Raw genomic sequence first — 19,376 nt, forward strand, 5'->3', positions numbered from 1 at the left:
CGTTGAATCGGTCATAGCATGTGTCCGTATCCGAGAATTAATATGGGAATAGGGGCGGGCAAAATCTGCCCGCCCCATTTCAGTTCAGCTTATTTGTAAACTTGGCCGCGTGTCTTCTCGAGACGTGCGAGGATTTGGTCGAGGTTGTCAGGCTTCACCATGAATTCCTGGAACCCTTCCATGCCTGCTTTGGCCATTTCCGCAGGTGCGTCACGGTCAAAGAACTGTGCAAGGCCAGCCGCATTGGATAGAACTTCAAAGCCCTCTTGAAGGAATTTGTCGTCGTCAACGGCACTGTTCTTGTTCACAGGCAACTGACCAAGCTTGGAGCCTTGGTTGATGTCTGTTTGCACATCTGCCGATGCCACATACTTGAGGAACGCGCGTGCGTTCTCTTTGTTTTTGGCTTGGGAAGGGATGTGGAACGTATCAGTTGGCGCATCTTCGGCCATTGGGATGCCTTCGGTGATCAGTGGGAACTGGTAGTAGTCCAACTGGTCATCGGTAAGGCCAGCTTCGCGAAGCTGTGCAACAGCGAAGTTACCCATCAAATAGGAAGCCGCGTCGCCTTGAACCATGAATGGAAGGGCTTCTTGCCAGCTATAGGATGTGTGATTGTCCACGAATGCGCCCATGTCGATCAGGGTGCGCCAGTTTGCAAAGATCTCTTTTACGCGGTCGTCTTCCCAACTGATTTTACCAGCGGTCAGATCCATGTGGAATTCGTAACCGTGTGTGCGAAGCGAGAGATAGTCAAACCAACCGCCAGCAGTCCAGAGGTACTTAGTGCCGATTGTGTAGCACTTTACGCCATTGTCGAGCAGCGTCTGACAGTTCGCGATTTCCTCCGCCCATGTTTTCGGCTCGGAGAGGCCGTATTGCTCGAAGATGTCCTTACGATAGTAAACACCCCATTGGTAATACGTATATGGAACGCCGTATTGCTTGCCGTCCATTGTCATCGACGGTTTTGTCGAAGCAAGATCAGCCGAGAATTGCTCGTCCCAGATGTCGGAAACATCCTCGAAGAGGCCTGCTTCTACGTATGGACCCATGCGGTTGCCAGCGTACCAAGTTGCAACGTCCGGCGCATCGGCGGTCAGGAAGTTGCGAATTTGTGTTTTATAAGCTTCGCGGTCGATGATGTTGGTTTCGATGTTCAGGTCAGGGTTTGCTTCGCCGAACTCTTTGATCAACTCTTCCATCGTCGCGCGTGGCGCAGGGTTGGATGTGTCTAGGTAGATTTTCAGATCACCTGTCAGCTCTGCGGATGCAGTACCCGCAAATGCCACAGAAGTAAGAAGCGCCGCTGCGCTTGCTTTAATAATAGAACTCATGTTGTCCTCCCAAGGTTCCAGTTTTGTCAGTTCCATTATGTGAGACATAATTTCACATATTGAAACCATAGGGGCGAATCGGGTAGGGTTGTCAATAGTTTCTTAGGATTGACTCCTGGGAAACCCAGGGAGGAAGAGCAGAATGGCAGGACAAGGAAGCGGAGACGGAACCGTCGGCAAAGCGCTGGAAGTTCTTGATATGGTTGCGTCTTTCGAACGGCCAGTTCGATTTTCCGAGCTCTTGAGCGCAAGCCCGTACCCCAAGGCAACGCTCTACCGACTCATCCAAACCCTCACGAGTCAGCGGATGCTCAGTTTCGACACTGAGGCGCAAACATATGCGCTGGGCGTGCGGCTTTTGGGGCTGGCACACGCTGCATGGGCACAAAGTTCGCTCGCGCCGCTTGCGCGTCCGTATATCGAAACTCTATCGCGCGAAGTGGGCGAAACGGTGCATCTCGCACAACTTGATCATGCGCAGGTCCTCTATGTGGACAAGCGCAACGCGCGCGAGCCAATTCAGATGTATTCCATGGCCGGCAAAGTTGGCCCAGCGTATTGTACGGGCGTCGGCAAGGCGATGATGGCGTTCTTGCCCAAGGCAGACCTCGACGCTCTCTTACCGCAACAATCCTACCACCGTTTCACGCCCAAGACGCTCTGCGATGATGCATCGTTGCGTGCTGATCTCGCCAAAATTCGCGCGCGCGGATACGCTTTTGATGACGAAGAGCATGAACCCAGCATCATCTGCGTGGCGGTTCCCATTCTCTCGCACAACGGGCGGGTTTTGGGTGGCCTTTCGGTGACGAGTTCAACAGCTAGAAGCAGTCTGGCCGAGCTCGAACAACTCGTGCCGCGTATCCGTGAAACGGCTGAGAAAATTCAAAATGAAATGCGCACTTGGCATTTCCCGGACCAAAAAACTCAAACTCAGAAAACAGGATAATCCATATGTCAGGCGTAGCTCTAAACAATGTTATTAAGCGATATGGCGAAGTGCAGGTTGTTCATGGCGTTGATCTGCAAATTGAGGACGGAGAGTTCTGTGTTTTTGTTGGCCCGTCGGGGTGCGGTAAATCCACTCTGCTGCGGATGGTCGCGGGGCTGGAAGAAACGACCGGCGGTGCAATAAGTATTGGCGAGCGGGATGTAACGCATCTTGATCCAGCAGAGCGCGGCGTGGCGATGGTATTCCAGACTTACGCGCTTTATCCTCATATGTCCGTCGAAGAGAATATGGGTTTTGGTCTCAAGATGAACGGCCATCCCAAAGCTGACATTAAGTCCAAAGTTGCCGAAGCTTCAAAAATTCTAAAACTGGACGAATACCTGAAACGCAAGCCCAAGGCGCTCTCTGGTGGTCAGCGTCAGCGCGTGGCGATTGGCCGGGCAATTGTTCGCGGCCCAGAGGTGTTCCTGTTTGACGAGCCACTCTCGAACCTCGACGCAGAACTGCGGGTTGAGATGCGCGTAGAAATTGCACGTCTTCACAAGGAAATCGGCGCGACAATGATCTATGTGACGCACGATCAGGTCGAGGCCATGACACTGGCGGATAAGATTGTTGTGCTACGTGCAGGACGTATTGAGCAAGTGGGCGCTCCGCTTGAGCTTTATCGCAATCCTGACAACAAATTCGTAGCGGGATTCATCGGTAGCCCCGCCATGAACTTCTGCGATGGCACGGTTTCGGACGGCGGTGTTGATGTGCCGGGGTTGGGGATGACCGTGCGTGCGGGCGTAGCGCTTCCTGCGGCTGGGACTGCGGTAACTGTTGGTATTCGTCCGAACCATATCTCTGTTGATCCGTCGGGCGATACGCACCGTGTCGATATTACCGAATCCCTTGGCGGCGTTTCGTATGTCTATCTCACGGCAAATGACGGAAGCCGTCTGGTTGTCGAATCCCATGAGGATGAGCCCGTAACCTCGGGGGCCAGAGTCGGGCTGAATATCGAAGATGAAACGGCGATGTTCTTTGACGCCAAATCTGAGCAACGCATCAGGTAATTTTAATTTACATATTCCTACAATGGGGTGCGCTGGAAACAGCGCACCCCTTTTGCGTTTTTGGCTGTCTCGTTCGAAAATTTAATGCGGCGTGATTTGGGGGCGTTGACAATCGTCCGCGAATTGTAAATATATTTTAGTGATTAAAATAAAGCGGCGACTCGGAGGGGAGCGGTGCTATGGAGGAATATCATGTATCTTGGGTTTGATCTCGGGACGTCGGGATTGCGCACGCTCTTGGTGACCGAAACGGGGGAAATCCTTGGCTCGGCCGAGGCGCATTATGATGTGTCGCACCTTCATGCTGGCTGGAGCGAACAGGACCCCGCAGCGTGGATTGATGCCTGCGAGAAAACTGTTTCGGAACTTCGCGCCACTCATCCCGCTCAGATTGCGGCCCTGAAGGGCGTTGGTATTTCTGGCCATATGCACGGTGCGACTCTAATCGGCAAAGACGGTAATGTCTTGCGGCCTTGTATGCTTTGGAACGACACGCGCAGCGCAGAGCAGGCCGCACGCCTTGATGCGACTGAGGGGTTTAGAGACATCTCGGGCAATATCGTATTCCCTGGCTTTACGGCGCCCAAGGTTGCGTGGGTCAAAGAAAACGAGCCAGAGGTTTTCGCCAAGATTCATAAGGTTCTGCTGCCCAAGGATTATCTACGGTACTGGCTAACGGGCGAGTATTTTGGCGATATGTCAGATGCAGCGGGGACCAGTTGGCTTGATGTTGGCGCGCGTGATTGGTCGCAAGAGTTGCTAGAGAAATCCGGTATGCGGCGCGATCAAATGCCCGACCTTGTTGAAGGTAGCGAGACCGCAGGAATGTTGCGTACCGCGCTTTGTTCGGAATGGGGCGTTGACGGGCCCGTTGTCGTTGTTGGTGGCGGTGGCGATAACGCTGTTGCGGCCTGTGGCGTCGGATGTTTCTCCGAGGGTGACGGCTTTGTTTCGCTCGGCACGTCTGGTGTGGTCCTTGCGGCCAAAGACAGCTTCGCGCCCAAGCCTGAAAGCGCGGTGCATACCTTCTGCCACGCTATTCCGGAAACATGGTACCAGATGGGCGTCATCCTTGCGGCGACGGATTGTATGAACTGGCTTTCCAAGAACCTTGGGCCGAAACCGGCGGAGCTTTCTGCGCTGTTGGGGGATCGTATTTCCGGCCCTGGCGATATTCGCTTCTTGCCCTATCTTTCGGGCGAGCGGACTCCGCATAACGATAGTAATATTCGCGCCTCACTCGTTGGGCTGGATGTTGGTACTGGCCACGCAGAGCTAACGCAGGCTGTGATGGAGGGCGTGGGCTTTGCGCTTCGGGATAATCTTGAAGCGTTGAAATCCACGGGCACCGATCTTCAGCGTCTTCTGGCGATTGGCGGTGGTTCGGCCTCTTCTTATTGGGTCGAGATGCTGGCAACGCTTCTTGATCTACAAATTGATCTGCCCGAGGCAGGCGATTTTGGCGCCGCACTTGGTGCCGCCCGCTTGGCGATTGTCGGCGTCACTGGCGCAGCACCCCAAGATGTTATGACCGGCCCAAAAGTGGCCAAAACAGTAAATCCGCGTACTGAACTCTCGCAGGCATATTCAGAAGCCTACGAAGAGTATCGCGCACTATATCCAGCAATAAAGGCGATCACAAAATGAGCACTGGTTTCTTTCCCGTAGACAAAATCAAATACGAAGGTCCGGACAGCACAAACCCGCTGGCTTTCCGTCATTACAACCCTGATGAAATCGTCATGGGTAAGCGCATGGAAGACCACCTGCGGTTTGCGGCGGCCTACTGGCATTCATTCGCTTGGGAAGGCGGCGATCCGTTTGGTGGCCGCACATTCGACCGTCCTTGGTATCCGCAGGACAACATGGAGCTTGCCAAGAAAAAGGTCGACATTGCGTTTGAAATGTTCACCGCGCTTGGCGTTCCTTACTACTGCTTCCACGATGCGGATGTTCGCCCAGAAGGCAAGAATTTTGCCGAGAACACAGCGAACCTGAACGCGATTGTTGATCTGTTCGAGCAAAAGCAAGCCGAGACGGGCATAAAGCTCCTCTGGGGGACTGCGAACCTGTTCAGTCAGGCACGCTTCATGTCGGGCGCGTCCACGAACCCTGATCCAGATGTGTTCGCCTATTCTGCGGCGACGATCAAAACCTGTATGGATGCGACGATGCGTCTTGGCGGCGAGAACTATGTTCTTTGGGGTGGCCGTGAAGGGTACGAAACACTTCTGAACACTGATCTGAGCAAAGAAGATGCTCAGATGGGTCGTATGCTGAACATGGTTGTCGAGTATAAGCACAAGATTGGTTTCAAAGGCGAAATCCTCGTTGAACCAAAGCCACAAGAGCCATCCAAGCACCAATACGATTACGATGCGGCAACGGTTTATGGCTTCCTTAAGCGCCACGGTCTTGAGAACGAAGTGAAGCTCAACCTTGAGCAAGGCCACGCGATCCTTGCGGGCCACAGCTTCGAGCACGAAATCGCTACGGCGGCTTCGTTGGGTATTCTTGGCTCAATCGACATGAACCGTAATGACTACCAATCTGGCTGGGATACTGATCAGTTCCCGAACAACGTTCCAGAAGTTGCGCTGGCATATTACCACATCCTCAAGGACGGTGGCCTCAAGACAGGCGGTACCAACTTTGATGCGAAGATCCGTCGCCAGTCGACCGATCCTGCGGACCTTTTGCACGGTCACATCGGTGGCATGGACATCTGTGCACGTGGCCTCAAAGCTGCGGCGGCAATCATCGAAGATGGCACGTTGGATAAAGAGCTTGCTGACCGCTATGCTGGCTGGAACGATGAGAAAGCCCAGAAAATGCTCAAGGGTGAGTACACGCTCGAAGATATCCAGAAGTACGTCGAAGCAGAGGATATCAACCCTGCGCCGAAATCTGGTAAGCAAGAGTACTTGGAGAACGTTGTTAACCGTTTCGTATAAGGCGAAATGGGTTGCAGCACTCAATTGGGAGGTCCGATGACCAATCGTAAAACAGTTGCCCATACCGCTGAAGGTATGGGCATTGACGAAATCACGCTGACCAGCGGCACAACTCAGGTCTCTCTGTTGACGCTGGGGGCGGTGACGCGCGATTGGCGCGTGTCACATTCGGGCCGCGAAACTTCGGTCGTACTGGGACATCCCGATGCGGCCGACTATATTGCCAATCCCAATTATTTTGGCGCCATAGCAGGACGTATCGCCAATCGCGTCGCGGGCGGTAAATTTACGCTTGATGGTATAACCTACCAGTGCAGCCAAAACGAAGGCGAGAACATGCTGCATGGGGGGCACATAGGTCTGGCCAGGCGTATGTTTGAGGCGCAGGTCGATAGCGCCGATAATTCAGTGCTCTTTTCCTATCATTCCCCAGACGGTGAAGAGGGTTTCCCCGGAGCTGTTGATTTTTCGTACAAGATTTCACTGAATGGCACGAAGGTCATCTACGAACTTGTCGGAACGCCAGATCGCCCGACGCCGATCAACCTCGCACAACATAACTACTATAATTTGATGGGGCAGGGGGATATCCGCGAGTACGCTCTATTCGTGGATGCGGATATGTTTACGCCAACCGGAGAGGGGCTCATACCCACGGGCGAGATTGCGTCTGTCGACGGCACGCCACTTGATTTTCGTGAGAGCATCGAGATTGCTCAGGCTGATCCTGCGGGCAATGGCATGGACGTAAATTTGGTGCTTCGTGGTGAAAGCAACCCGACCGCGACTGTGACCGCGCCAAACGGTTTACGTCTTGCGCTCCATACTCAAGAGGCTGGTTTGCAGGTGTATACGGGCACTTATCTTGCGCCGCAGAAGGGCCAAAACAGGCAGGATATTGGTAAATTCTCGGGCCTTTGTCTTGAGCCGCAGCAGTTCCCGAATAGCGTGAACCAAAGCGGGTTTGAGGCCAAAATAGCAACGCCTGACGCGCCCTACACGCAAACCCTTACAGTTGATATCTCGGAGTAGCGTATGCGCAGTGCGCTGTTTCTCATCCTTGCTCTCCCGGCCGCCGCATCAGATGCGCTTCCTACTGCCAATGCCGTGTTTCCAGAGCTGGAGATGGAGAGTGTCGAGTTGGGGCAGCTCCTTTTTTACGATCCGATACTGAGCGGGAACAGGAATATTTCCTGCGGAACGTGTCATCATCCAACGCTTGGCACGGCCGATGGCGTTTCGCTCGGGATTGGCGAGGGGGGCGGTGGCCTTGGCATTGAACGCAAGGCTGATCACGATAACCATCCAGAAGAGCGGATCCCGCGCAATGCGCCCGCGCTTTGGAATCTTGGCGCATCCGAGTTTACCGTGATGTTTCATGATGGCCGCGTTGAGGCAGACGAGAGTCAGCCGTACGGTGTTCGTACCCCACTGGGCGAGGAAATGGTCGATGGCTTCAAGTCTGTCCTCGCGGCGCAAGCGATGTTTCCCGTGCTCTCTGCGGATGAAATGGCAGGGCAGTACTCAGAAAATGACGTCGCCAAAGCCGTGCGCATGGGACAGAACAGCCAAGAAGGCGGCGCGTGGGATATCCTAGCAACCCGTGTCGCACAAATCCCAGAATATCGCGCGCGCTTTGACAATGTGATTGGGCCAGAGACACCGATAAAATACGTCGATATTGCCAATGCGCTTGCCGATTTTATCGCATTCGAATGGCGCTCGGACGAAAGCGATTTTGATCGCCACCTGCGCGGCGAAGCGCCGCTTGAGGGCGAAGCGCTCGCGGGGATGGAGTTGTTTTACGGCGAAGCGAACTGTTCAACTTGCCATTCTGGGCAATTCCAGACGGACCACGATTTTCACGCCATCGCGATGCCACAACTTGGGCCAGGAAAGCGAGCCGCATTTGAAGATCACGCGCGTGATACGGGCCGGATGGGAGTGACGGGGCGGCTTGAGGACGCTTATGCGTTCCGCACGCCCAGTTTGCGCAACCTTTCGGTGACAGCGCCCTATGGCCATGCAGGTTCTTACTCAAGCCTGCGCGATGTGGTGGAGCATCATTACTACCCCGTTGCCGCCCTTGAAAACTACGCCCAAGAATTGGCGCTTCTTCCGAAATTTGACGGAGCGGATGATTGGCGCATTCACTTAGATTCCAGAGAAGTGGCCGAGATTGCTGCGGCTTCAAAGCTCATGCCAAGCAATGCCCTAACGGATGCGGACACTGACGCAATCCTAGCATTTCTCGCATCGCTCGAAGATACGAGGGACGGCAAGGGACGCTTGGGTATACCAGATAGCGTACCAAGCGGTTTGCCACTGGATTAGTGCGGCTGGATGCCTGTTTCGCGATGCAGGTTGATGGATTGGTTTGCTTCGATTTCTTGCCAATCATTCTTGGAACCATCGGGCCAGATCACGCGCAAAGTCGCGCTTTCATATTCCCCGAGGCCAAAATGCGCAGGAGTCAGTTCGCCGCCCGCGTGCCCCCCGCCGATCATTATCTCGCGCGTGTGAAGCGTTTCTCCAGCCTTTAGTTCAATAAATGCTCCGACGGCGTCTGTATTCGGTGCTGGCTGTTGCAGCTTTATTTGTAGCCAGTTTCCCGTGTCCTTCGAGGTGTTTTGATACACCTCAAGATCAGCGCGGCGATTGTTTACGGCGAGGTCAAGCAGGCCGTCATTGTTAAGATCAACCAGCGCCGCGCCACGGCTACGAGCGAGGCTGGCAATTCCTGCTATGTCTCCGACCTCCACAAAATCGCCATTCTCATCCTGAACCAAGAGATTGTTCGGATCGGCCATCGCCGCGCCCGCCATCCGTTCGACGTTTCCCTTGGCAACAAAGATATCGTCACGCCCGTTATTCTCAATATCGCCAAAAGCCACGTGCCACCCTGTGCTGGGGCGTCCGTCACCTCCTGTATACGGACGGTGGGCGGTGGTGCCGCGCTCATAGGTGTAATCCTCAAACCGAGGCGTTCCATCGCCTGCGGCGGTTTGCAGTTTCTGATCACCCATTGAGGTTAGGTAAACTTCGGAAAATCCGTCGCCTGTCAGATCGCGGCTGGCGATGCCCATGCCCCAGATGCTGTAGTTTTTCCATCCGTCCTCTTTGGAATACAGGCGCGGCTCCTTGGCCATTTGCCACATCTGTTCCGATCCGCCGCGAACATAGTAATGGCGGTCATTCGAAACCCGAAGGTCCGCAACACCATTTCGTGCCCAATCAGAAAACAGAATAGAAAGCGCACAGTAGCCCGGTTCGAGGGTCGTGGGTGCGCTATAACCCTCACCCGAAGGGCGATAGAGCGTGTTGTGATCGCAGGCCTCGAATGGGCCCTCGGGATCGTTACGATCGACGTAGTTACCGAAGGCAAGTGTCGGGAGGGTATTTTCCGCCTCCCAAGTCGCCGAGAATGCGGTTGTCCATGCATCACCAGAGGTGAATCCGAGGGTATCAAATGGCGTAAAGGCGCACTCACCTTGCCCCTTCAGCAGGAGGTTCTCTCCCACACGGAGGATCGCCAAATCGGTGATTGAGTCGTTATCAATATCGATCGGATATGCACCAGTAACGCCCGTTATCGCGAGGGGTTCGGGCGTGTTTTCAGAGAATGCGATGGCTCCGCCATTTCCTGCAGTGTCATTGCGCAGCAGTACCGAAGGCGAAGCGCCTCCAGCGGCAAACAGCTCCGGAAACGCGTCGCCGTTACAATCAAACGCAGCGATCCCGCCGCCGACGTAGTGTTCCCACTCGCCGAGGTATTGATGTGCTGGGACTGTTACGGGGGTGAATTCGGGCGTGGCAAAGCTTGGCGCGGTAGCTCCTGCGAGTGCGATACCCGCAAGTACAGCCACGCCCTTAGTGTTGTAAGACATCGTGAGAAATTTTCCTGATTGCGCGTTCTGTCACGCCTTCCATGGCAAAGGCAGCGGCGCCCTTGGCCCACATCAAATCGCCCCATTTGTGGATTTTGACCTGCGGTAGCGGCGCATCCACCTGAACGACCGAGTTTTTCATAACCTCGAGAACTTCGTCGGCATAAAGATAGTCAAACTGCATCCGCTCGCCCGAGAGGATTATCAGCTCAGGGTCAAAGATATTGACGATATTCGCAAGCCCCATCGCAAACATGGTTCCTGCACGTTGAAAGATCGAACGCGCAGTGGGTTCACCTGCTTTGGCATCCCTGAACAGTTTATCTAGCTTGTCGTCAAAAGAGTCATTGCCCGTAGCGAAACCGACGATATTCGCCTCGCGAAGAACGGCATAGTCCGCGACATATGCTTCTAGGCATCCGCGCTGGCCGCAACGACAGAGAGCGCCGTTCAGGTGAACCTTGGTGTGACCAAATTCGGCCCCACAGCCGCGCGTGCCACGATAGATTTGGCCATCAATTACGATGCCCATTCCCACGCCGTGCTCAATCGTAACAACAATAAAGTCGCGATATGACTTGCCCAATCCAAAGAGTTGTTCCGCTTTGGCGACCAGATTGGCATCGTTGTCAATGAAAACGGGCAGCGGGATTTGGGCCTCTATCAGGTTGCGCAGGTTTACGTTGCGCTCTGTCATAGAAGGAGACCAGTACACAAACCCGCGCGGCGCATCGATGATCCCCGCGACTCCAACGCCAAGACCGGACAGGTCCTCGACCGCGATGCCAGCGCGCTCTGCCGCCATTTTCAATGTGTCGCAGATGAACGAGACCATTGCCTCGCCAGAGAGTTGGCTGTGGGGGAGCGGGGTTTCGTATTCGGCGAAGGTATCTCCGACGAAATCCATCAACGCCACGGTTGCTGTGCGGTTGGATACCTTAATGCCCGCAACCCAATGCGCCTTGCCGCGTATCTTGAGGGCAACGCGTGGGCGGCCGCGTTTTGAATCACGCGAAGCTTCATCGGCGGTCACTTCTTCGATCAAGCCCGCCGCGAGCAGCTCGCTTGTGATGGACGTTACCGTTGCGGGGCTAAATCCTGTCTTCTTTGCTATATCAATTCGGGCAATTTCCGCCGCTTTGCGGATTGCCGAAATCACTTGGAGGCGACCAGATTCACGCTGATCGGTAGCAGACGATATGCGATCTGATTTCGCCATTCGTATCTTCCTCCTCCATGAAAACTACGGTCAGAAAATAGGATGCCGTAACGTTCCTTGTGCGCTATTTGACCAGTATCTTATAGGTTTATCAACTGGATTGCGCGAAATAATCGGTGGTGTGACGTATTTAATTAGACCTCTGAAATTAATAGTGCTATCAAAATGGCGATCGCCGCGAATCTAACCGTTTTTGGCGACGTATAATTTTTGGGAGGATCTTATGAATAAGATTACTGGATTTGCCGCTGCGGCGATGGTTGCAGCAATGGGTACTACTGCGCTCGCTGACGGAGCAGTGGTTGGTGTTAGCTGGTCGAATTTCCAGGAAGAGCGCTGGAAAACAGACGAAGCCGCGATCAAAGCTGCGCTCGAAGCAGCTGGCGCGACATATATCTCTGCGGACGCACAAGCTTCGTCTGCAAAGCAGCTGTCTGATATTGAAAGCCTGATTTCGCAAGGTGCGACAGCGCTTATCATTCTTGCTCAAGACGCGTCTGCTGTTGGTCCTGCTGTTCAAGCAGCATCGGACGAGGGCATCCCTGTTATCGCATACGACCGTCTGATCGAAGACGAGCGTGCGTTCTACCTGACTTTCGACAACGTTGAAGTTGGCCGGATGCAGGCGCGCGCTGTTTTGGCTGCACAGCCAAAAGGCAACTATGTGATGATCAAAGGTTCACCAACCGATCCAAACGCTGACTTCCTGCGCGGTGGTCAACAAGAGATCCTTCAGGCTGCAATCGACGCTGGCGATATCACAATCGTTGGTGAAGCATATACAGATGGCTGGGTTCCAGCGAACGCACAGCGCAACATGGAGCAGATCCTGACAGCGAACGACAACAAAGTTGACGCTGTTGTTGCTTCGAATGACGGTACTGCTGGCGGTGTTGTTGCTGCTCTGACGGCGCAAGGCCTTGAGGGTCTTCCCGTTTCCGGCCAAGACGGCGACCATGCTGCTCTGAACCGCGTTGCAACAGGTACGCAAACAGTATCCGTTTGGAAAGACGCACGCGAGCTTGGTAAAGCTGCTGGTGAAATCGCGGTTGCGCTGGCAGAAGATGCCGACGCGGCAATCGACGGTGCTGCTGAGTGGACATCGCCATCAGGTACAACTTTGAACGCGAAGTTCCTGAAGCCAGTTCCAATCACAGCTGACAACATCAACGTTGTTCTTGATGCTGGCTGGATCTCCAAAGAGACACTCTGTGCTGGTTCCGAGCTAGAAGCCTGTAAATAACTACATCGTATTCCCCCGACCGCGCGGTTGGGGGAATACCCTTAACTTTTTCATTACATCGCAAATTTCTGCTATTGCTGTCCTGTGCGGGGCACGCATTCTCATTTGCGATAGTACGTATGCCGCTCGGGAGAGGCGCAATACATGAAAGAATCAGCGAAAAAATTTGTGAATAACGTGGGCATCGACCCCCGCCTTTTGGGGATGCTTGGTGCGCTCGTTGTTCTTTGGGTGGTCTTTGATCTATGGACGGGCGGGCGATTTATCACGCCACGAAACCTGTTCAATATTTCGGTCCAGACGTCTTCTGTGGCGATCATGGCGACAGGCATGGTCTTTGTGATTGTGACGCGGCATATCGACCTTTCGGTCGGGTCACTTCTTGGCTTCATCGGGATGACGGTAGCGGCACTTCAGGTGCACGTTTTGCCCGAGTATCTGGGGCTTGGGCATTGGTCGATCTGGATAATCGCGGTTATCGCGGCGGTGCTTATGGGGCTTGTTATTGGTGCCGCGCAGGGCTGGGTTATTGGCTATCTGACGGTGCCAGCGTTTATCGTAACATTGGGTGGCTTGCTTATCTATCGCGGTGCGATGTGGTGGGTGACACAGGGGCAAACGGTTGCGCCACTTGACCCGACATTCAAACTCCTTGGCGGGGGCGCTGACGGTACATTGGGCGAAACGCTCAGTTGGGCCTTCGGATGGCTGGCGTCGATTGCAGCCGTTGCGCTTATCCTTCTTAGCCGACGTCGCAAGGCGAACCACGGCTTTGTCGTGAAGCCTGTCTGGGCCGAGAGCGTGCTTATTGCACTGGCTGTTGGCCTTGTTATGGGGTTCGTTTGGACGCTCAATTCCTATCCAATCGCCAAAGGCGCGCGCGAGCGTATTGCCGAGGCACGCGGACTTGAGCTTACTGATACACTCGCATTGAACCACGGTGTCGCTATTCCGGTTGTGATTTTGGTCCTGGTGACTGTCGCGATGACGATTGTCTCAACACGTACCCGCTTCGGTCGCTACGTCTATGCGACAGGTGGTAATCCAGAGGCGGCAGAGCTTTCAGGTATCAATACACGTTTGCTGACGGTTAAAGTCTTTGCACTCATGGGTGCGCTGACGGGTATCTCGGCGGTTGTCGCTTCGGCGCGGCTCGGGTCCGTTGATGTTGGACTTGGAACGCTGGACGAGCTTCGCGTAATTGCGGCCGCGGTTATTGGCGGCACAGCACTTGCGGGTGGATTTGGCACGATTTACGGCGCTGTTATCGGCGCGGCGATCATGCAGACGTTGCAATCTGGTATGGCCTCTGTGGGCGTTGACGCGCCGTTGCAGAATATGGTCGTTGGGTTTGTGCTTGTGGTCGCGGTGTATATCGACATCGTTTATCGCCGCAAAGTTGGCGTATGAGAGAGAGGACCGAGAAAATGACAGATAAAACACCTCTCGTAGAGATGAAGAATATCTCGATTTCCTTTGGCGGGGTCAAAGCGGTCGATGATGTTTCCGTAGATCTTTATCCGGGCGAAGTTGTGGGCCTCTTGGGGCACAATGGCGCGGGTAAATCAACGCTGATTAAGATCCTGTCGGGCGCCTATCAGGCAAACTCCGGCGAAATCTGGGTCGATGGCAAAAAGGCGAACATCCATAATCCACGCGATGCGCGCGCCTACAACATCGAGACAATCTACCAGACCTTGGCGCTAGCGGATAACCTTGATGCGGCATCGAACCTTTTCCTTGGCCGCGAGTTGGTCACGGGTATCGGCACCGTCGATGATGACCGCATGGAAGCGGAAACACGCGAGATCATGGGCCGTCTGAACCCGAACTTTGCCAAGTTCTCAAGCCCGGTTTCGGCGCTATCCGGTGGTCAGCGGCAATCCGTAGCCATTGCACGTGCGGTTTATTTCAACGCTCGTATCTTGATTATGGACGAGCCGACAGCGGCGCTGGGTCCACAGGAAACCAAGATGGTTTCGGAACTGATCGAGCAGCTGAAATCCGAAGGGATCGGAATCTTCCTCATCAGTCACGACATCCATGACGTCATGGAACTATGCGACCGCGCGAGCGTGATGCAGCACGGTAAGCTTGTGGGAACCGTTGATGTCGATAGCGTTACCGACGAGGACCTGCTCGGGATGATCATTCTAGGGAAGCATCCCCACGAGAAGGCAGAAGCCTAAGATAAAGACGGCGGCTTGCTAAGCGCGGGCCGCCGTTACTTTTGAATATGTAGAGAGTTCCTTCTTGGCGACCATATGCTCGGTGGCCTGATTGAATTCCTTGAAATGATCGCTGGCGATATGGACATCAAACGCTGCCGCATCATCATAAATTTCATACAGGAAAAACACGTTGGAACTTTCGGGATCGGTACAGACGTCAAAGAGCTGACAGCCCGCTTCTTCGGTAACTGAAATGGCCGCGTTTCGCTCAATGCGTTTGCCGAATTCCGCAATGTGATAGGTGTTAATCGTGAATTTTACACAAACTGCGAACATGCGTACTCCTAAAGGTATTGTTTCTGGCCCGTGTCGGCTGATGTATATGCCGCTTCGGTCGCGCTGATTACGCTCAGGTAGTCTTCGGCCTGATTTTCAAACGGAACTTTGCCCTCGGTCGCTTGGACGATATGCTCGCACAGCGCGCGCACGCATCCGCCACCGAAACGGGTTTCGTCAATTGGGGCGGTGACGGGAATGGTTTCTAGTTCGTTCTGTCCAAATTCTCGGAAGGTAATCTCTCCCATCCCATTTAGCCGAAGAGTGCCTTTTTCTCCCTCAATTTCAAGCTCACCCATCGTGCGGCGAGGGGAGTCCGTCGCGTGATCCATAAGGCGATTGCCATCCATAACCGCCCGCGTGCCGCCCTCGTGCGTGGTGAGCAACATCCCTGCATCTTCGCCTTTGAGGACAGGATTGAGTTGAACCAAATCCGCGTAAACCGAGGTGATAGGGCCAAACAGATACTGAAACAGATCAACGAAATGCACGCCTGTTTCATGGATCAATAGACGAGGCATTTCCCGAAACGCGGGTTGTCGCGACAAGTACGCATCCTCCCCGCGTCCATCGCCGGGACGGAGGGCAAAGCGCGCTTGATATATTTGTCCAAGCTTTCCCGCATCAATTGCAGCCTTGATCTCACGATACCAAGGCTGAAAACGAAAGTTCTCGTGAATGACAAGCGTGCAGCCGCGCTCCTTGGCGAGGGCACATGCGGCCTTTGCTTCACTTAAGGACGAGCAAAAGGGCTTTTGACAGATTAGCGTTCTGCCCTGTTTGGCAAAACGCTTGATCAACTCCATATGCGCTGGGGGGGGCGCCACAAGGTCGACGATATCAAGATCTTGCTCGGCAAGTTGCTCTGCCGTGACGAAGCCTAGGGCGCCGTATTTATTTGCAATCGCTTCAGTCGTTGCGGCGTCGAGATCATAGACACCAACAAGTTTCGTCTGCGGGATATCGCGCCACGCGTCGAGGTGAAACTGGCTAAAGTACCCGAGGCCAACGACTCCTACGCGTAGCTCTGTCATAGTTCGCCGATTACATCGATAACGGTTTGGGTCACGGCCTTGGTGCCCATATCGCCGCCAAATTCCATTGGGCGCAAACGGTTCTGGGCAAAGCCAGCATCGACCGCGCCATCAATGAGTGCAGCCGCGGCTTCATAGCCTTCTGCTTTGGTTTTGGTCGCAAGGTAATCAAGCATAAGCCCCGCCGAGAGTATCGCCGCCAGCGGGTTTGCTTTGTCTTGGCCCATAATATCGGGCGCCGAGCCGTGAGCGGGTTGGAATAGGCCAATCGTTTCGCCGATCTCGCCACATGCCGCCATTCCCATACCTCCGACGAGGCCGCCCGCAAGGTCGCTCAGGATGTCACCGAACATGTTTTCCATAACCATGACGTCAAACTCCCAAGGCTGACGAACAAGGTCAAGTGCCATGGCGTCGACGTAGTTATATGAAACCTCGGTGTCGGGGTGATTGGCTTTGATCTCGTCGAATATCTGGCGAAAGAAAGCTTGGCTGGTAAAGACGTTTGCTTTGTCCACGCAGGTTAGCTTGCCTGCTTTCCCGCGTGCGCGACGACGTTCGGCAAGTTGAAATCCGAACTCGTGCAACTTCTCTGTCGTGCTGCGCGTGATGCGCATGATGTCGCGCACCTCTTGATTGGGTATGACTTCGGCACGCTTATGGACAGCGGCGGAATAGAATAAGCCCTCGGTGCTTTCGCGTAGGATGACCATGTCGATCCCTGCGGCACGCGGGTCTGCTAACCGCTGGGGCGCGTTCGGGTAGGCTTTGATCGGGCGCACGCCTGCGAAGAGTTGATACCGGTCTCGCAACCTAAGGTGCGGCGAAATCTCGGTTCCGTCTTCGTGGCGAATGGAAGGAAGGCCAATCGCGCCCAAGAAGATCGCATCGCTCTCGCCTGCTTTTTCTTCGCCGCCCGGTTCGATATCGGTACCGGTTTCCGCAAAGTATCCAGCGCCAGCTTGGATTTCTGTGATGGTCGGTAGCTCTGCATTGCGCCGCACTAGAGCCGCATTCATCACGGCAAGGGCGGCGTCCGCAACGTCAATTCCGATGCCATCGCCTTTGATGAGGGAAACTGTTGGAGTATGCGCCATGTTCGTCCTTTGATATCCGGTGCCCGCATTTTTGCGGATACTATAATAAATGCATTAATGTACTCATTAATTTGTTTGAACAAGAAAAGCAATCGGTTAAAGTCACAAAACGGGCCTCAGATATGCCCCGAATATACGACAGGAGCCTAGTATGAGCGCAGATTGGCAAGTCTTTGCAATTAAGTACGCAGAGAGGAATACGCGCACCCGCGCCGATAGTTTTATTTTTGATGATCATCCCGCCGCGCAGCACGGGATGGACTATTTTGTGTGGCTATTGACGGATGGTGTACGCAACATTCTTGTCGATACGGGCTATGACACAGAAGAGGCTGCGCGGCGCGACCGCCCAATTCTACGCGATCCTGCCAAGGCGCTAGAGGCGTTAAACGTGACCGCCGAGAGTATCGATACCGTTATTATCACGCACCTACATTATGACCACGCGGGCGGTCTGGATCGATATCCAAACGCGCAGTTTCATTTGCAAGAGGTCGAGATGGGTTTTGCGACGGGACCGTGCATGTGCGATCCGACCCTCAGTATGCCATATACCGCCGATCACGTTTGCGAAATGGTCAAACATGTTTTCGCGGGAAGGGTTATTTTCCATAAGGGAGATGGCGAAGTCGCGCCAGGGATAACCGTACATCGCATTGGTGGGCATTCGCGCGGGCTTCAGGCAGTCAGAGTCGAAACCGAGGGCGGGCCAGTTTGTTTGGCATCGGACGCGACGCATTACTATGAAAATTTTCTACAGCGCAAACCATTCCCGATTGTCGTGGATGTCGCAGATATGGTGATGGGGTTTGATACGCTGACGTCACTCGCGGGGAACGAAACGTCGCGTGTTATTCCTGGGCATGATCCGCTGGTGACTGAATATTACGGAGCGGTTGGCACGTCGGGATTTGTCTGGCGATTGGATAAGGGGCGCAAATAACGCGCCCCTCTTGGTTCTATGCAAGTAGCGCGCGGGCTTCGTCTGGGCCAAGCGGGGCAGGGCGTTCGCATGTCGTTGTCATCTCGACAAACTGGCGTGCGTCACCTGCGGCAAGGATGCTTGTCATGACCTCAACGGCATGAAGTGCGAGTTCCGATGAGCAGCGATGCGGACGTCCTTCGCCAATTGCTAGCGCCATATCGGAGAGCCCCGCAGCGCGATAATTGGCATTCTCACCGTCATTAGGTACTTCTAACGGATGATCCCAGGTGCCAGGAAGGTCCACGAAATCCGAGCGCTTGGTTAGACGGATATCTCCACCAAAGAAATTCGGATCCGGTACGTGGATTGAACCTTCTTGGCCGTAAAGCTCCATGTTGGAATGTTCGTGCTGCCAAACGTCCCAGCTTGTGACCATCGTAATGACGGCTCCTGACTGGAACTCCAGCAGGGCGTGAATGGTTGTTGGTGTATCAACAGGGATCTTCTCGCCATTTCGGGGCTCGGAGGTAATGAGGCGCTCTTTTGCTGGCGTCGCGGTCAGCGCTGCAACGCGTGCGACAGGCCCCAAGAGTTGCACCAGATTGGTCACGTAGTACGGCCCGATATCCAGCACTGGTCCCGCGCCGGGTTGATAGAAGAAATCAGGATTGGGGTGCCAATGCTCCATCCCGTGGCCCATGACGAACGCCGTTCCTGAAGTGATGTCGCCAACGGTACCTGTATCGATAAGATCGCGCACGCGCTGATGTGCGCCGCCCATGAATGTATCAGGCGCTGAACCAACGCGAAGACCTTTTTCCGATGCCAGTGCCGCAATCTCTGCGCCTTCTTGGAGGGTCAGCACGAACGGCTTTTCCGAGTACACGTGCTTGCCCGCGTTCAGGATGTTCTTGGATACTTCAAAGTGTGCGGCGGGGATCGTGAGGTTCACCACAATGTCGATATCATCGGATGCCAAAAGGCCTTCGACGGTTTCGGCACGTACGCCGAACTCTTCGGCGCGCGCGTTGGCGGCATCCATGTTCAGGTCGGCGACGGCGCGCATTTCGATGCCCTTGAACATCGGAGCAAGCCGTAGATACGCGGCCGAGATATTTCCGGCACCGATAATGCCAATTCCTAGTTTTTGAGTCATATCC

At 54.3% G+C, this 19,376-nt stretch carries 17 protein-coding genes; 10 read left to right on the plus strand and 7 right to left on the minus strand.

The genetic code is table 11. The features are described from left to right. Positions 1–89: 89 nt before the first annotated feature. A complete protein-coding gene (locus ACFE33_RS03205) occupies positions 90–1,337 on the minus strand; it encodes an ABC transporter substrate-binding protein (RefSeq protein WP_380056811.1) in 1,248 nt (415 codons plus the stop codon). 142 nt (positions 1,338–1,479) lie between these two features. On the opposite strand from ACFE33_RS03205, the gene ACFE33_RS03210 reads away from it, so the two are divergent. The 6 genes from ACFE33_RS03210 to ACFE33_RS03235 all read left to right on the plus strand — a co-directional run bounded on the left by ACFE33_RS03210 (position 1,480) and on the right by ACFE33_RS03235 (position 8,638). Beyond that, positions 1,480–2,286 (plus strand): IclR family transcriptional regulator, encoded by an 807-nt coding sequence (locus ACFE33_RS03210; protein WP_380056813.1) that lies wholly within the window; start codon positions 1,480–1,482, stop codon positions 2,284–2,286. A 5-nt stretch (positions 2,287–2,291) separates the two neighbouring features. Beyond that, positions 2,292–3,350 carry an ABC transporter ATP-binding protein gene (locus ACFE33_RS03215; protein ID WP_380056815.1) on the plus strand — a complete coding sequence of 353 codons (1,059 nt, stop codon included), beginning with the start codon at positions 2,292–2,294 and terminating at the stop codon, positions 3,348–3,350. 192 nt (positions 3,351–3,542) lie between these two features. Then, positions 3,543–4,997, plus strand: coding sequence for a xylulokinase (gene xylB / locus ACFE33_RS03220; protein ID WP_380056818.1), 1,455 nt, complete (start codon positions 3,543–3,545; stop codon positions 4,995–4,997). Next, positions 4,994–6,304: a xylose isomerase gene (gene xylA, locus ACFE33_RS03225; protein WP_380056820.1), complete on the plus strand. Its 1,311-nt coding sequence runs from the start codon at positions 4,994–4,996 to the stop codon at positions 6,302–6,304. Before xylB ends, xylA begins: the two co-directional genes overlap by 4 nt. A gap of 36 nt (positions 6,305–6,340) precedes the next feature. Continuing rightward, entirely contained in the window at positions 6,341–7,336 is a 996-nt protein-coding gene (locus ACFE33_RS03230; protein WP_380056822.1) for an aldose epimerase family protein, read from the plus strand. Positions 7,337–7,339: 3 nt separating this feature from the next. Beyond that, a complete protein-coding gene (locus ACFE33_RS03235; protein ID WP_380056825.1) occupies positions 7,340–8,638 on the plus strand; it encodes a cytochrome-c peroxidase in 1,299 nt (432 codons plus the stop codon). Here ACFE33_RS03235 and ACFE33_RS03240 read toward each other — a convergent pair. Beyond that, the gene (locus ACFE33_RS03240) at positions 8,635–10,191 is read right to left on the minus strand and encodes a CRTAC1 family protein (RefSeq protein WP_380056827.1); all 1,557 of its coding nucleotides are present in this window, start codon (positions 10,189–10,191) and stop codon (positions 8,635–8,637) included. The two genes, ACFE33_RS03235 and ACFE33_RS03240, sit on opposite strands and share 4 nt — an antisense overlap. Beyond that, positions 10,175–11,410 carry an ROK family protein gene (locus ACFE33_RS03245; RefSeq protein WP_380056830.1) on the minus strand — a complete coding sequence of 412 codons (1,236 nt, stop codon included), beginning with the start codon at positions 11,408–11,410 and terminating at the stop codon, positions 10,175–10,177. The genes ACFE33_RS03240 and ACFE33_RS03245 overlap by 17 nt, the downstream gene beginning before the upstream one ends. Positions 11,411–11,666: 256 nt before the next feature. Between ACFE33_RS03245 and xylF the strand changes: the two genes are divergently transcribed. From xylF to ACFE33_RS03260, 3 genes are all read left to right on the plus strand, one after another. Further along, a complete protein-coding gene (xylF, locus tag ACFE33_RS03250; protein ID WP_380058643.1) occupies positions 11,667–12,653 on the plus strand; it encodes a D-xylose ABC transporter substrate-binding protein in 987 nt (328 codons plus the stop codon). Between the two features lie 144 nt (positions 12,654–12,797). Then, positions 12,798–14,063, plus strand: coding sequence for a sugar ABC transporter permease (locus ACFE33_RS03255; RefSeq protein WP_380056833.1), 1,266 nt, complete (start codon positions 12,798–12,800; stop codon positions 14,061–14,063). A 17-nt stretch (positions 14,064–14,080) separates the two neighbouring features. Continuing rightward, complete coding sequence (locus ACFE33_RS03260; protein ID WP_380056835.1) at positions 14,081–14,842, plus strand: ATP-binding cassette domain-containing protein; 762 nt, start codon at positions 14,081–14,083, stop codon at positions 14,840–14,842. An 18-nt stretch (positions 14,843–14,860) separates the two neighbouring features. Here ACFE33_RS03260 and ACFE33_RS03265 read toward each other — a convergent pair whose 3' ends face one another. The 3 genes from ACFE33_RS03265 to ACFE33_RS03275 are packed head-to-tail and all read right to left on the minus strand — an operon-like array spanning position 14,861 to position 17,291. Further along, the gene (locus tag ACFE33_RS03265; protein WP_380056838.1) at positions 14,861–15,160 is read right to left on the minus strand and encodes a putative quinol monooxygenase; all 300 of its coding nucleotides are present in this window, start codon (positions 15,158–15,160) and stop codon (positions 14,861–14,863) included. An 8-nt stretch (positions 15,161–15,168) separates the two neighbouring features. Continuing rightward, positions 15,169–16,194 carry a Gfo/Idh/MocA family protein gene (locus ACFE33_RS03270; RefSeq protein WP_380056841.1) on the minus strand — a complete coding sequence of 342 codons (1,026 nt, stop codon included), beginning with the start codon at positions 16,192–16,194 and terminating at the stop codon, positions 15,169–15,171. After that, positions 16,191–17,291: an isocitrate/isopropylmalate dehydrogenase family protein gene (locus ACFE33_RS03275; protein ID WP_380056843.1), complete on the minus strand. Its 1,101-nt coding sequence runs from the start codon at positions 17,289–17,291 to the stop codon at positions 16,191–16,193. Before ACFE33_RS03275 ends, ACFE33_RS03270 begins: the two co-directional genes overlap by 4 nt. A gap of 151 nt (positions 17,292–17,442) precedes the next feature. Between ACFE33_RS03275 and ACFE33_RS03280 the strand changes: the two genes are divergently transcribed. Beyond that, positions 17,443–18,234, plus strand: coding sequence for an N-acyl homoserine lactonase family protein (locus tag ACFE33_RS03280; protein ID WP_380056846.1), 792 nt, complete (start codon positions 17,443–17,445; stop codon positions 18,232–18,234). Positions 18,235–18,250: 16 nt separating this feature from the next. On the opposite strand, the gene ACFE33_RS03285 is transcribed toward ACFE33_RS03280, so the two are convergent. Next, positions 18,251–19,372 carry a Gfo/Idh/MocA family protein gene (locus ACFE33_RS03285; RefSeq protein WP_380056849.1) on the minus strand — a complete coding sequence of 374 codons (1,122 nt, stop codon included), beginning with the start codon at positions 19,370–19,372 and terminating at the stop codon, positions 18,251–18,253. Between the last annotated feature and the right edge of the window lie 4 nt (positions 19,373–19,376).

Source organism: Falsihalocynthiibacter sp. SS001 (assembly GCF_042445055.1).
Lineage (GTDB): Bacteria > Pseudomonadota > Alphaproteobacteria > Rhodobacterales > Rhodobacteraceae > Falsihalocynthiibacter.